This is a genomic window from Streptomyces sp. Y20, from assembly GCF_043195475.1.
Lineage (GTDB): Bacteria > Actinomycetota > Actinomycetes > Streptomycetales > Streptomycetaceae > Streptomyces.
The window spans coordinates 687,101-699,033 of sequence record NZ_JBIDDP010000001.1; the positions used below are offsets into that span (position 1 = coordinate 687,101).

Genomic DNA, 11,933 nt, shown 5'->3' on the forward strand with positions numbered 1-11,933 from the left:
CACGCGTCAGTGCCGAGGGGCGAGGCGCGCCTCGGTCTCACCGATGGGCACGTCGTGCCCGGCCTCGCACCGCACCGCGGGCACCAGCGGGGCACCGCAGCCGGCGTGGGTGAGTTCCACCCCGCCGCGCACCCCGTCCCCCACGGTCCGCCCCCACCGCATCAGGGCCACGAAGAGCGGGAACAGGTCCCGGCCCCGGGCCGTCAGCACGTACTCGTACCGGGTGCGCGCGCCCGGCTCCCGGTAGGGGCTGCGCTCCATCAGCCCGTCGGCCACCAGCTGCCGCAGCCGCTTGGAGGCGACAGTCTCGGCGAGACCGGTGCGCCGCACCAGGTCGTCGAACCGGCGCCCTCCGTAGAACGCCTCCCTGACCAGCATCATCGCCGAACGGGTGCCGACCACTTCCAGCGAGCGCTCCATGGCGCACCAGCCGGTCGCCGTGAAGGCGTCCCGGTCGGCGAACTCGCCCGCGCGCGTGAACACTGCCTCTTCGCTCTGCCGGTCAACGCGTTCCATGCCCCCATCCTAACCTGGCTAGTCTTTTCAGTAGTCAGACTGCTACCTTCCTGACTATGCAAAACAGCAGTCAGCCGTACGCGGCAGACGCCGCACGCCCGCCCGCCCAAGCCGCCCCGGCACCCGCCGCCCCTCCAGCCGGGCACGGCGCAACACCCGCCCGTCCCTGGCGCGGCGTGCTCACCGTGTGCCTCGGCGTGATGATGGCGTTCGTCAACGTCTCCTCCACCATCGGCGCGCTCGGCGCCATTCAGCAGGACCTGCACCCCCCGGCCAGCACGCTGGTCTGGGTGACCAGCGCCTACTCCCTCGTCGTCGCCAGCCTGGTGATGTCCGCCGGCACCCTCGCCGACCTGATCGGACGCCGCGCGGTCTTCCTCGCAGGCGCGGCCGTCTTCACCGCCGGCAGCGTGCTCGCCTGCACCGCCGACAGCACATGGCTGCTGATCACCGCACAGGCGGTCATGGGCCTCGGCGGCGCGGCCGTCCTGCCCGCCAGCCTGTCGATCGTCAGCCACTCATTCACCGACCCGCACCAGCGGACCAAGGCCATCGGCGCCTGGGCCAGCTGCTCCGGCCTCGGACTCGCCGTCGGCCCGCTCGGCGCCGGCCTGCTCCTGAACCACTTCACCTGGCACTCGGTGTACCTGATCGACGTCGCCATCGGCGCGCTCACAGTGATCCTCACCCCGTTCCTCGTGACCGAGTCCAGGCACCCCACCCGGCGGCCGGACCTTCCCGGAGTCCTCCTGGGCACCATCGCCATCGCCTCAGCGACATACGCGATCATCGAGGGCGGCTCCTCCGGCTACACCTCCGGCCGCATCCTCACCATGTACGCCGTCTTCGCCGTCTCCCTCGCCCTCTTCCTGACCGCCGAAGCACGCCACCACGACCCCATGCTCGACCTGCGCCTGTTCCGCAACCCGTCCTACACCGCGGTGATGGGCGTCGCCGCGGCTTCCATGTTCGGCTTCGTCGGCACTTCGCTGCTCGCCGTCCTGTACATGGAACGCGTCCAGCAACTGTCCGCACTGGCCACGGGCGTCCGGCTCCTGGCCATGTTCGCCACCTACATCGCCGTCAGCGCACTGGCCGGACGCCTCGTCCAGAAGGCCGGCTTCACCCTCATGCTGACCGCCGGGCTCGTCGTCCTGGGCGCCGGAGCCCTCGCCCTGCTGGCCATCGGCCCCTTCACCGGCTACGACACCCTGTGGCCCGGCCTGCTCGTCGCAGGCATCGGATCCGCACTCCTGACCGCACCCTCGACCGCCGCCGCGGTCAACAGCGTGCCGCGACTCCAGGCCGGCATGGCCAGCGCCACGGTCAACATGTTCCGCCAGATCGGCTCCGTCCTCGGCCCCAGCATCCTCGGCACCATCGTCACCACCCGCTTCCCCCACTACCTCGAAGACCGCCTGATCACCGCGGGCATACCGGCCCCGGACGCCGCCCGCATCACCGCCGGCGCCGTCCACGGCGACGGAACCGGCGAACTGCCCGCCGCTCTCGCCCACACCGTCGCCGACGCCGCCGCACGCGCCCTCACCGACGCCGTCCACCTCGGCCTGCTCATCGGCGGCATCACCCTGCTCGTCATCGCCATCCCCGCAGCGATCTTCGTACGGCACCGCAACACGGCAAGCTGACGCAGCGAAGACCCACCGAGCCACGGCAGGGCGAGAACGGCTGTCGTGTGGGCACGGGCGACGCCGAGAACCGGCGAGGGAAGGCCGGCGGCAGACCGCCAGCCTTCGACTGCGAGCCCTACAAGGCCCGCAACGTGGCCGAACGCTGCTTCAACCGTCTCAAGCAGTTTCGCGCGATCGCCACCCGCTTCGACAAACTCGCCACCCGCCACAAGGCCGGAGTCCACACCTGGCTCCACAACCGCGCCGCCGCCCTCAGCCTTCCGCCGGCTGATCAACCATGGCCTCACCCACACAGGCCCACCTGGACCATCACCCACGCAACCAGGGGCCGCCCCCAACCGGGACAGCCCCTCCACCAGCAAGTCTTCAGCAGACTTCTAGACGAGTCATTCCGAATGATCAGAGGTCGTAGGCGATCGTGTCACCCCGGCCGGGCGTGCGTCCTATGGGTGGTACAGCTCTTGGGCGCGGGCGGAATCGATGGGTCGGTCCTGGGGCAGGCGTAGGAAGTAGTCCAGTTGCCACGCCTGCGCAGTGCCGGCTTGGCGGTTGGTGGTGGTCACCCAGGGCGGGTAGACGCGGAAGGCTCGTTTCCCACCGGAGCCGTCTACTGATGCGACACCGTGTTGGCAGAGCGCGTCCATAGGAAAGATGAACTGACCGAAGTGATGATGGTCGCGGGTGCTGACGACGAAGAGGTCGACGGGGTCGGTGGCGTCGAAAGGCTGGATGGGCCCGCCCGGGGACCTCTTCCATACGGTGACGAACTGTCCGACCTTGGTCGGGGTCGTCCTGGCTGCGCGGAATCGGATGGCGAGTCCGTCAATGGTGAAGGCGTGGGCGGCGTATGCGGCACTCTCGGTTTCTGGGGCCGGCTGCGAGCAGGTGAACCCGCAGGGGTCGTAGACGAGCGCTTTCGCCGCGAGGAGATCTCTGTGGGCCGGGGTGGTGTCCGACCACGGTTTGAATCCGGTGGGGTGGAGATCGGGTGAGTGCCCGCGGTTCGTCGCCATTCGTTCACCCTGTCACGAATGCTGGAACGGTCGCCGACCGAACGGGCGGTGCAGCTCTCGTTGACATGCGAATGCTGATGGTGTCCGGGAACGCAGACAGGGCATCCAAGATCGTTGTGTGACGAGCAACCTGGACGCCCTGCTGACCGCACTGTACGTGAAGATCAACGACGAGATCGGAGGCACCCGATGGCTGGGCCGACCGCCGCAGCTGGCGCACTCCGAGCTCGTCCGCCTCGCCGTCGCGCAGGCGCTGCTGGGCTTCACTTCGGAGTCGCGGTGGCTGCGCTTCGTAGACTCCCGCTTGGGTGAGATGTTCCCGTACGTGCCCAAGCAGCCTGGCTGGAACAAGCGGCTGAGGGCCGCGTTGCCGCTGGTCAAGAAGACCATACGGCTCTTGGCCGCCGACACGGACTTCTGGTTCGACAACCATTGGATCGTCGACTCCACGCCGGTGGAATGCGGTCGCTCGCGTCCGACCGTGAAGCGGTCGGACATGGCCGGCTGGGCCGGGTACGGGTACTGCGCCAGCCACAGCCGGTTCTTCTGGGGCCTGCGCCTGTTCCTGGTATGCACCCCGACCGGGATGCCCATCTTGTGGGCTCTTGCCAACCCGAAGATCGACGAACGCGAGGTACTGACCGCGATGCTCGACCGCGAACCGGAGACGGTCACGGACCGGCCGGGGCTGCTGGTGATCTCCGGCAAGGGTTTCGCCTCCACGGAGTTCGAGGCCGATCAGGCCTTGCGGGGTGTCGAGTTGTTGCGGCCGTCGTTCAAGCGCGAGAACAAACGCAAGGGCGAGAGCCTCCTGAAATCAGTGCGACAGTTGATCGAGTCGGTCAACGACACCCTCAAGGGCCAACTCGACCTGGAACAGCACGGCGGCCGGACCTTCGAAGGCGTCGCAGTCCGCGTCGCCCAGCGCGTCCTCGCGATGGCCGCCGCGATCTGGCACAACCACAAGACCGGCCAGCCGGTCACACGCTCCCTCATCGCCTACGACCACTGATCACATCGGACTGACTCGTCCTAGGGGGCGGAGGGCTGGTGCCGGTGGGGCCGGCGCCGGGGTTGAAGACCGGCGGCCGAGGGCCGGAGCCCGAGTGCAGGGGGGACGGCGGGCGAGGCCCGGATGCAGGGGGGACGGCGGGCGAGGCCCGGATGCGAGGGCCGGGACCAGAGGCCCGAGGCCGGGGCCCGGCCGGGAGCTGGTCGGGGACCGGAGGCCGGAGCCCCGGACCGGAGGCGGGTTCCGCCGGAGCCCGGGGCCGCTGTCATGGGTCGGAGGCTCCCGGCCTTCCCGTCCCGGTGGTGCGCTACGTGCGTAGCGCGTTCATCCGGCCCTCCAGGCGGCTGAGCAGCTCGGCGAGCAGGCCGGAGAGTCCGTCCTGGCCCTCCGGGTCGAGAACGGACAGGACGGCCGTCTCGTAGGCGAGTTGCTCAGGGAGGATGCCGTCGACCAGGTCGCGGCCCGCGTCGGTGAGGCGGACGTGGGCGACGCGGCGGTCCCGGGTGTCACCGCGCCGCTCCACCAGGCCTCGCCCGGTCAGCTGCTTGAGCCGCTTGGTGACGGCGGCCCCGGAGGAGAAGGTCTCCCGGGCCAGCTCCCCCGGGGTCAGCTCGTGCCCGGTGCGGCGCAGCGCGCCCAGCAGGTCGAACTCGGGACGGCTCAGCCCGGCCCGGCGCAGCGGTGCGTCCTCGGCCTGCTGGAGCAGGGCGGCGCACCGGTTGATCCGGCCGATGACCTCCATGGGCCCGGTGTCCAGCTCGGGGTGGACGGCCTGCCACTGGCGGACGACGGCGGCGACGGTGTCTTTCCGCGCGGTGCCGGGGCCGGTACCGGCCCCGGCCCGGGCTCCGGTCGCGTCGCTCGCGGGCGCCGCCGCGCCGTTCGTCGCCGTCATGGCCGTATGTCCTCCGTCGTCCTGCCCGGGTCCTGGTCCCGGTGCCGCGGTACGAGCCCCTGACGCCGTACCGTCGCCGCGAGCGTACGGTGTCCGGCCTGCTCGGTGAGCACGACCCGGTCCTCGGGCAGGGCCCGCTGCCACCACTCGCCGGCCGCGGCGTCGGCCGTGGCGCGCAGGTCGACCAGGGCGGCGGCCAGGCCGCGGCGGGCGGACTCCAGGGCGTGCGGCGCCGACTGCGGTGCGGCGAGCAGCCGGGCGGCGTTCTCGCGGGCGCGTTCCGCCGCGGTCAGCGCCTGTTCCAGGCGGTCGCCGGCGCGCCGGTTGGTGACGACGACGGCGGCGACGAAACCGGCCAGCGCGCCGACCAGGGTGTCCGCGACCCGCTCGGTGATCAGCTCGGTGGAGTCCTGGACGTGGGCGAACTCGGTGACGAGGAGGGCCATCGGGGTGACGCAGACGGTGCCCAGCCAGTAGTTGCGGCCGATCAGCGCCTCCGCGGCACAGTTCAGCGCGAGGGCGCACAGCACCAGGGCGGCCGGGTGCAGATGGGCGAGCGGGGCGAGACCGGCGAAGACGAGGACGCCGACGAGGTTGCCGACGACGCGCTGGACGCCCCGGCTCCAGGTGAGGGTGACGTTGGCCTGGTACAGGGAGGCCGCGGTGACCAGCGCCCAGTACGGGCGGCCGACACCGAGAGCGAGGGAGGTGTAGCCGGCGAGGGCGCAGCCGGTCGCGGTGCGGGCGGCGAGCGGCGCGAGGGGAGCGAGGCGATGCCGGAGCGACGGGCGCGGACAGGCCTGTTCGACGGCCACGCCGAGCAGCTCGTCGGTGTGCTCGCGCGCTGCCGTGACGCGGGGGACACGGCCGGTGCCGCGCAGGTCACGGGCCCAGGCGCGCAGCCGGGCGGGGTCGGCGTCGGCGGGTGCGGCGAGGGCGACCTCGGCGCGGACGAGGAGCTGTTCGAGGGCGCGCCGGGTGCGGTCGGGGCGGGCACCGGCGGCGAGCAGCGACTGCCAGGCGGCGTGGATGGCGGCGGCGCCGGCGGCGCGGGTCCGGGCGTGTCCGTCGCCGGTGCCCCGGGTGTCCGCGTACGCGGCGGCGGCCCGCAGGGCCTGGGCGGTGGCGCGGCGCTCGGGACCGTGCGGGCGCAGCAGCCCGGGCGCCATGCCGACGAGCCAGGCCCAGGCGCCCGCGGCGAGGGCCAGCCCGAGGTGTCCGGGGAGCTCGCCGGGGGTCTGCGGCGCGAACAGCGAGGCGGAGCTGATGAAGGTCAGCACCACGTTGCCGGGCGGTCCGACACGGGTGGCGTCGCAGACGGCCTTCTGCACCGCCGCGAGGACGGCGCCGACGGCCACCAGGACGGCGGCGTGCGGTGTGAACGCGGCGGCGAGCAGGGCGACGGCCAGGCCGCCGACCATGCCGAGTACCACCCAGGCCAGGAGACGGGCCCGGGCGGCGTAGGGGCGGTTGTGGCCGTAGAGCGCGCACAGCGATCCGGCCATGGTGTACATCGCCAGGTCGAGGCGGCCGAGCGCCAGCAGCGTCAGATTGGGCGGGGTGACCGCGACGGCCACGCTCAGTGCGGGCTTGAACCAGATGTCGGAGGGCCGCCCGAGGCGGAGCACTCCGGCGAGGGGAAGACGGTGGGGGGTCGCACTGCTCATCCCACTAACTTAGCATGTGTTTTACCTGTAAAGCGTATAGGTCGGCGGCGGCCGGCCGGGCTCGCGATCACCGCGCGTGCTCCCCCGCATGCTCCCCGTGTACACCCTTGCGCTCGCGTGCGCTCCGTCCGCCGTGGGCATCGCATCCCTCGACCGACCGTCGGGCGGGGAGGTGCGCGTTGCACGGACCGGTGTCGGCAGCCTGGCTGCTTGTCGCGCTCTGCGGGGCGAGCGGGTCGTACTGTCTGCTGCGGCTGCGCAGCGGTGTCGAGGAGCAGCGCCGGGCCGCCGGCGGCGAGGCGCTGATGGGCTTCGGCATGGCCGTGATGGCCGTACCGGCCGCGGTGTTCACGCCGCCGAGGTGGGCCTGGCCGGTGTACGCCGCCGTGTTCGGCGCGGCGGCGCTGCACGCGCTGTGGACCGCGCGCGGCGGGCCCCGCCACCTGCACCACCTGATGGGCAGCTCGGCGATGGTCTACATGGCGGTGACGATGGCCGGGGCCCCGGCCGCCGCCCACCACGCGCACGGCGGCAGCGGCGTGCCGCTGGTGACCGGCGCGCTCCTGCTGTACTTCGCCGGTTATGTGCTGCTCGCCGGCGCGCGGCTGGTGCCCGCCACCGGCACGGCGGGCGCGGCCGGCCCGGCCCGCTGGGGCGACCGCCCGGAACTGGCCCGGGCCTGCCGGCTGTCGATGGGCATCGGCATGGTGGCGATGCTGCTGACGATGTGAGCGCCGGATGTACTGCCCCGTCGCGCCCCGCCCCGTCACCGGGGCGGCTTGGCCACGGCCCGTCCGTCGCCCAGGATCGTGTCATGCACCCACGTCCCACCGCTCCCCCACCTCCCCCGCCCGCCCCTTCGCCCCGCCGGCCGGCGACGCTCCGCACGGCCGTCCGTCTGGCCGCCGCCCTCGGCGGCTGCTCCCTCGCACTGCTGGTCCTGGTCGCCGTTCACTGGCACCCCTTGCTCAGCGTGGACGGTGACGTCTCCCGCACCACCCACCGCTGGGCGGTCTCCGACCCCGGCGTCACGCGTGTCTTCCGGGTGCTGACGGACTGGGTGTGGGATCCGCTGACCATGCGCCTGGTGTGCGCGGCGGTCGCGGTGTGGCTGGTGTGGCGGCGCGCGGCCTGGTGGACGGCCGTGTGGCTGGCGGCCGCCTGCGCCGTGGCCGCGGTCGTGCAGCAGGTGGTGAAGGCCGCCGTCGGCCGGCCCCGCCCGGTCTGGCCGGATCCCGTCGACTCCGCGCACTACGCGGCCTTCCCCTCCGGTCACGCCCTGACCGCCACCGTGGTCTGCGGCCTGCTGCTGTGGCTGCTGCACCGGCACGGCCCGGGCCTCGCCCTGTGGCGTACAGCCGTGGCGGTGGCGCTGGTCTCGGTGGCGGGCGTCGGCGTGACCCGGATCTGGCTGGGGGTGCACTGGCCCTCGGACGTGCTGGGCGGTTGGCTGCTGGGGGCCCTGCTGGTGGCCGTGGCCGTGGCGGTGTACGAGCGGCCGTGGACCGGCCGGGCGGGGGTACCGTCGGACCGGCGTGGGTAGGGTCCCGGCGTGAGCGCCGTGCTGTTCGACTTCTCCGGGACGCTGTTCCGCGTCGAGCCCGCCGAGTCCTGGCTGCGGGCGGTACTGGCCGAGTCCGGCCGCGTTCTGCCCGGCCCACAACTCGCGAGGACCGCGCGGGCGCTGGAGGCGGCCGGTGCGCTGCCGGGCGGTGCGCCACCGGTGGAGGTGCCGGCGGACCTCGCGGACGTCTGGGCGGCCCGCGACAGGAGCGCGGAGCTGCACCGGGCCGCCTACACGGGCCTGTCCCGGCGCGTGCCGCTGCCCGACCCGGAACTGCACGACGCCCTGTACGAGCGGCACATGTCCCCCGCCGCCTGGTCCCCGTACCCCGACGCCGCGAAGGTGCTGCGCACCCTGCGCGAGCGCGGGACCGGGGTCGGCATCGTCAGCAACATCGGCTGGGACCCGCGGCCGGTGTTCCGCGAGCACGGACTGGACACGTATGTCGACGCGTACGTGCTGTCGTACGAGCACGGGGTGCAGAAGCCGGACCCGAGGCTGTTCTCGGTCGCCTGCGAGGCGCTCGGCGCCGATCCGCGGCAGGTGCTGATGGTCGGCGACAACAGGGTGGCGGACGGCGGCGCAACGGCACTGGGCTGCCGCGTGCACTTCGTGGACCACCTGCCGGTGGCCCAGCGCCCCGACGCACTGCTCAGGGTGCTTGATCTGGCACGTTGAGCATCCTGTGGGCCGGTCCGCCGCCCGGGCCCGGCAGGGCCTCGTGACGGGACGCGGACGCCGACGGGGCTTCGGGCCGAAGCCGCGTGCCGTCCGTCTGAGACGATCCCCCGCGTCGCCCCAGACGGACAGCCGGCCTGGGCAGCTCCCCAACTCACAGGGATGCCCGCTGCGTTGAGTATAGTTGGCTGGCAGCCAGTCAACGCAGGAGTTACAGGATGTCCCCGCGCAGCGCCTCGGTCAATGAAGAATTGCGGCGGCGTTCCCGGGAGCGGCTGCTCCAGGCCGCGGTCGAACTGGTCGGCGAGCACGGCTTCGAGGCCACGACGCTGGGCGCCATCGCGGACCGGGCCGGTTCCGCGCGTGGACTGGTGTCGTACTACTTCCCCGGCAAGCGGCAGTTGGTGCAGTCAGCCGTGCACCGGCTGATGCACCGCAGCCTGGAGGAGGCACTGGAGCGGGAGCCGCGTACCGAGGACGGCCGGGAGCGGCTGGCCCGGGCCATCGACGCGATTCTGGGCCTGGCCCGGGACCGGCCCGTGCTGATGCGGCAGCACATGGCGGGCCTGCTCCAGGGCGAGGGCTTCGTGCAGTGCCCGGAGCAGCGCCGGCTGTCGGAGCTGCTCAGCGACACCGTCGCCCGGTACGGCTCGCAGGATGCCGCCGCCGGCTACCCGGTGCTGCGGTCCCTGCTGATGGGCGCGGTGTACGCGGCGCTGGTGCCGGGGGTCCCGATGCCGGTTCCGCTGCTGCGCGGCGAGCTGTTCCGGCGTTACGGGCTCGACTGGGAACTGGGGGTGCCCCCGGAGCGTGACCCGGGCACGGCGGCGCGGCAGCGGGACCTGTCCCGGTTCTTCGCCACGGAGGAACGTCCGAGCAGCCCCTGACCGGGCCCGTTGTCCCCCCTCGGCGCCGCGTGAGGGACCGGCTCCCGTCCGCGGTCCCGCGCTCGCTCCCCCCGCCCCCGGCCCGCCGCGCAGCCGGACATCGGCATCCCTGCGCACACGAACGGGCCCGCGTCCGTGTCACCCCGCCGGCCCCTGCCGTCCCGCGCCGGGCGGTGCCATGCTGGAACTGTCCGCACACCCTCCTTCGGGCGAGGAGTACCGCTGTGCTGCGAGTCGCCGTCGTCGGTTCCGGGCCGAGCGGGTGCTACACCGCCCAGAACCTGGTCCAGCGTGACGCCGAGGTCCGGGTGGACGTCCTGGACCGGCTGCCGTGCCCCTACGGCCTGGTCCGCTACGGCGTCGCCCCCGACCACGAGAAGATCAAGTCACTGCAGAGCAGCCTGCGGACGGTTCTGGAGCACGAGCGCGTGCGGTTCCTCGGCGGGGTCCGGGTGGGCGGCCCCGGTGGCCTGCCCGTGGAGCGGCTGCGGCAGCTCTACCACGCGGTGGTGTACTGCGTGGGCGCCGCGGCCGACCGCCGGCTGGGCATCCCCGGCGAGGACCTGCCGGGCAGCTGGTCGGCGACCGAGTTCGTGTCCTGGTACAGCGCCCATCCGGACGCGGCGGACGCGGGTTTCCTGCGCGGGGTGCGGTCGGCGGTGGTCATCGGGGTCGGCAACGTCGCGGTGGACGTCACCCGGATGCTGGTCCGGGGCGCCACCGAGCTGCGTCCGACCGACATCCCGCAGGCGGCCCTGGACACTCTGACGGCGAGCGGGCTCCGTGAGGTGCACATGGTCGGCCGGCGCGGGCCCGCACAAGCCCGTTTCACCACCAAGGAGCTGCGCGAGCTGGGCGGGCTCCCGGGCACCGAGGTGACCGTGGAGAAGGACGAGCTGGCGCTCGATCCGGCCGACCCCGGCAGCCTGCCGGCGGTTCAGCGCCGCAATGTGGAGGTGCTGCGGGACTGGGCCGCACGGCCCGCCGCGACGGCCGTCCGGCGCATCCGGCTCCGGTTCTTCCTGCGCCCGGTGGAACTGCTCGCGGAGGGCGGCGCTGTGGGCGCCGTCCGCTTCGAACGCACGGCGCCGGACGGCCGGGGCGGCGTGACGGGCACGGGCCGGTACGAGGAGGTGCCCGCGCAGTTGGTGCTGCGCTCGGTGGGCTATCGCGGCGTACCTCCGGACGGGCTGCCGTTCGACCCGGCCGGCGGCACGGTCCCGCACGAGGAGGGCCGCGTCCTGCGGAACGGCACGCGCTCTCCCGGCGAGTACGTCGCCGGGTGGATCAAGCGCGGCCCGACGGGTGTCATCGGCACCAACCGGCCCTGCGCCAAGGAGACGGTGACCTCCCTGCTCGCGGACGCCCCCGCGCTCGGCCGTGCGGACGGACCGGATCCGGTCGAGGGGCTGCGGGCGGCCGGGATCGAGCCGGTGCCCTGGACGGGGTGGCTGGCGATCGAGCGGGCCGAGGCCGAGCTCGGGGCGCGGCTGGGGCGCAGCGTGGTCAAGCTGTCCGACTGGGCGGCGCTGCTCGGGGCGGCGGGGGCCGCGTGAACCCGTCGCCCGGGGAAGCGGGCCGGGTTCAGGCGTCCACGCCGAGGCGGAGGGACTGCCGGTCGGCGGCGGACAGAAGGCTGTCGAGCAGCCCCGGGAAGAGGCCGTCCAGGTCGTCCCGGCGCAGGGCGTTCATCTTGGCGGTGCCCCGGTAGACCTGCCGGACGACCCCGCTCTCCCGGAGCACCCGGAAGTGGTGCGTGGTGGTGGACTTGGTCACCGGCAGGTCGAACTGCGAGCAGGTCAACTCTGCCTCCTGGTCCGCCAGTTCCCGCACGATCTGTAGCCGCATCGGGTCGGACAGCGCGTGCAGCACGGACTCCAGCCGGATGTCCTCCCGCTCCGGGTGCGGCAGGTCGCGGCCGGTGGCGGCGGTGTCGGTCACGGCGGCTGCCCTTCGTCGCGGAGTGCGTTGGCTGCCACAACTGTACGAGAACCGTCGTAGTTTGACATCCATCGTAGTACGAGGACTATCGTACGAGTCGACCAGCGG

General features: G+C 73.0%; 12 protein-coding genes and 1 pseudogene. 8 read left to right on the plus strand and 5 right to left on the minus strand.

What is annotated here, in order from left to right:
* Positions 1-6: 6 nt before the first annotated feature.
* A complete protein-coding gene (locus tag ACGFT1_RS02910) occupies positions 7-516 on the minus strand; it encodes a winged helix-turn-helix transcriptional regulator (protein WP_373907230.1) in 510 nt (169 codons plus the stop codon).
* Positions 517-572: 56 nt separating this feature from the next.
* On the opposite strand from ACGFT1_RS02910, the gene ACGFT1_RS02915 reads away from it, so the two are divergent.
* Positions 573-2,165 carry an MFS transporter gene (locus tag ACGFT1_RS02915; protein WP_373907231.1) on the plus strand — a complete coding sequence of 531 codons (1,593 nt, stop codon included), beginning with the start codon at positions 573-575 and terminating at the stop codon, positions 2,163-2,165.
* Positions 2,166-2,236: 71 nt separating this feature from the next.
* Positions 2,237-2,392: pseudogene (locus ACGFT1_RS02920) on the plus strand (IS5/IS1182 family transposase); the annotation flags it as partial.
* Between the two features lie 219 nt (positions 2,393-2,611).
* Here ACGFT1_RS02920 and ACGFT1_RS02925 read toward each other — a convergent pair.
* A complete protein-coding gene (locus ACGFT1_RS02925; RefSeq protein ID WP_373907232.1) occupies positions 2,612-3,181 on the minus strand; it encodes a MepB family protein in 570 nt (189 codons plus the stop codon).
* Positions 3,182-3,299: 118 nt separating this feature from the next.
* On the opposite strand from ACGFT1_RS02925, the gene ACGFT1_RS02930 reads away from it, so the two are divergent.
* On the plus strand, positions 3,300-4,193 hold the full coding sequence (locus ACGFT1_RS02930; RefSeq protein WP_373907233.1) for an IS982 family transposase: 894 nt from the start codon (positions 3,300-3,302) through the stop codon (positions 4,191-4,193).
* A 307-nt stretch (positions 4,194-4,500) separates the two neighbouring features.
* Here the strand turns inward: ACGFT1_RS02930 and ACGFT1_RS02935 are convergent, their stop codons facing one another.
* The gene (locus ACGFT1_RS02935; protein WP_373907234.1) at positions 4,501-5,088 is read right to left on the minus strand and encodes a MarR family winged helix-turn-helix transcriptional regulator; all 588 of its coding nucleotides are present in this window, start codon (positions 5,086-5,088) and stop codon (positions 4,501-4,503) included.
* Entirely contained in the window at positions 5,085-6,755 is a 1,671-nt protein-coding gene (locus tag ACGFT1_RS02940; RefSeq protein ID WP_373907235.1) for an FUSC family protein, read from the minus strand. Before ACGFT1_RS02940 ends, ACGFT1_RS02935 begins: the two co-directional genes overlap by 4 nt.
* A 179-nt stretch (positions 6,756-6,934) precedes the next feature.
* On the opposite strand from ACGFT1_RS02940, the gene ACGFT1_RS02945 reads away from it, so the two are divergent.
* The 5 genes from ACGFT1_RS02945 (at position 6,935) to ACGFT1_RS02965 (ending at position 11,440) form a co-directional block, all read left to right on the plus strand.
* A complete protein-coding gene (locus ACGFT1_RS02945; protein WP_373907236.1) occupies positions 6,935-7,486 on the plus strand; it encodes a DUF5134 domain-containing protein in 552 nt (183 codons plus the stop codon).
* 83 nt (positions 7,487-7,569) lie between these two features.
* Positions 7,570-8,298, plus strand: a complete 729-nt coding sequence (locus ACGFT1_RS02950) for a phosphatase PAP2 family protein (RefSeq protein ID WP_373907237.1) — start codon at positions 7,570-7,572, stop codon at positions 8,296-8,298.
* Positions 8,299-8,307: 9 nt separating this feature from the next.
* Positions 8,308-8,997, plus strand: a complete 690-nt coding sequence (locus ACGFT1_RS02955) for an HAD family hydrolase (RefSeq protein ID WP_373907238.1) — start codon at positions 8,308-8,310, stop codon at positions 8,995-8,997.
* Between the two features lie 218 nt (positions 8,998-9,215).
* On the plus strand, positions 9,216-9,884 hold the full coding sequence (locus tag ACGFT1_RS02960; RefSeq protein WP_373907239.1) for a TetR/AcrR family transcriptional regulator: 669 nt from the start codon (positions 9,216-9,218) through the stop codon (positions 9,882-9,884).
* 224 nt (positions 9,885-10,108) lie between these two features.
* Positions 10,109-11,440 carry an FAD-dependent oxidoreductase gene (locus ACGFT1_RS02965; protein ID WP_373907240.1) on the plus strand — a complete coding sequence of 444 codons (1,332 nt, stop codon included), beginning with the start codon at positions 10,109-10,111 and terminating at the stop codon, positions 11,438-11,440.
* Between the two features lie 28 nt (positions 11,441-11,468).
* Here ACGFT1_RS02965 and ACGFT1_RS02970 read toward each other — a convergent pair whose 3' ends face one another.
* Positions 11,469-11,825, minus strand: a complete 357-nt coding sequence (locus ACGFT1_RS02970) for an ArsR/SmtB family transcription factor (RefSeq protein ID WP_373907241.1) — start codon at positions 11,823-11,825, stop codon at positions 11,469-11,471.
* Positions 11,826-11,933 lie beyond the last annotated feature (108 nt).

What these genes read in the sequence shown, in the direction of transcription:
- ACGFT1_RS02950 (WP_373907237.1), top strand. Translation starts at nt 7,570, where the DNA reads ATGCACCCACGTCCCACCGCTCCCCCACCTCCCCCGCCCGCCCCTTCG.
- ACGFT1_RS02960 (WP_373907239.1), top strand. Translation starts at nt 9,216, where the DNA reads ATGTCCCCGCGCAGCGCCTCGGTCAATGAAGAATTGCGGCGGCGTTCC.
- ACGFT1_RS02925 (WP_373907232.1), bottom strand. Translation starts at nt 3,181, where the DNA reads ATGGCGACGAACCGCGGGCACTCACCCGATCTCCACCCCACCGGATTC.
- ACGFT1_RS02915 (WP_373907231.1), top strand. Translation starts at nt 573, where the DNA reads ATGCAAAACAGCAGTCAGCCGTACGCGGCAGACGCCGCACGCCCGCCC.
- ACGFT1_RS02940 (WP_373907235.1), bottom strand. Translation starts at nt 6,755, where the DNA reads ATGAGCAGTGCGACCCCCCACCGTCTTCCCCTCGCCGGAGTGCTCCGC.
- ACGFT1_RS02935 (WP_373907234.1), bottom strand. Translation starts at nt 5,088, where the DNA reads ATGACGGCGACGAACGGCGCGGCGGCGCCCGCGAGCGACGCGACCGGA.
- ACGFT1_RS02910 (WP_373907230.1), bottom strand. Translation starts at nt 516, where the DNA reads ATGGAACGCGTTGACCGGCAGAGCGAAGAGGCAGTGTTCACGCGCGCG.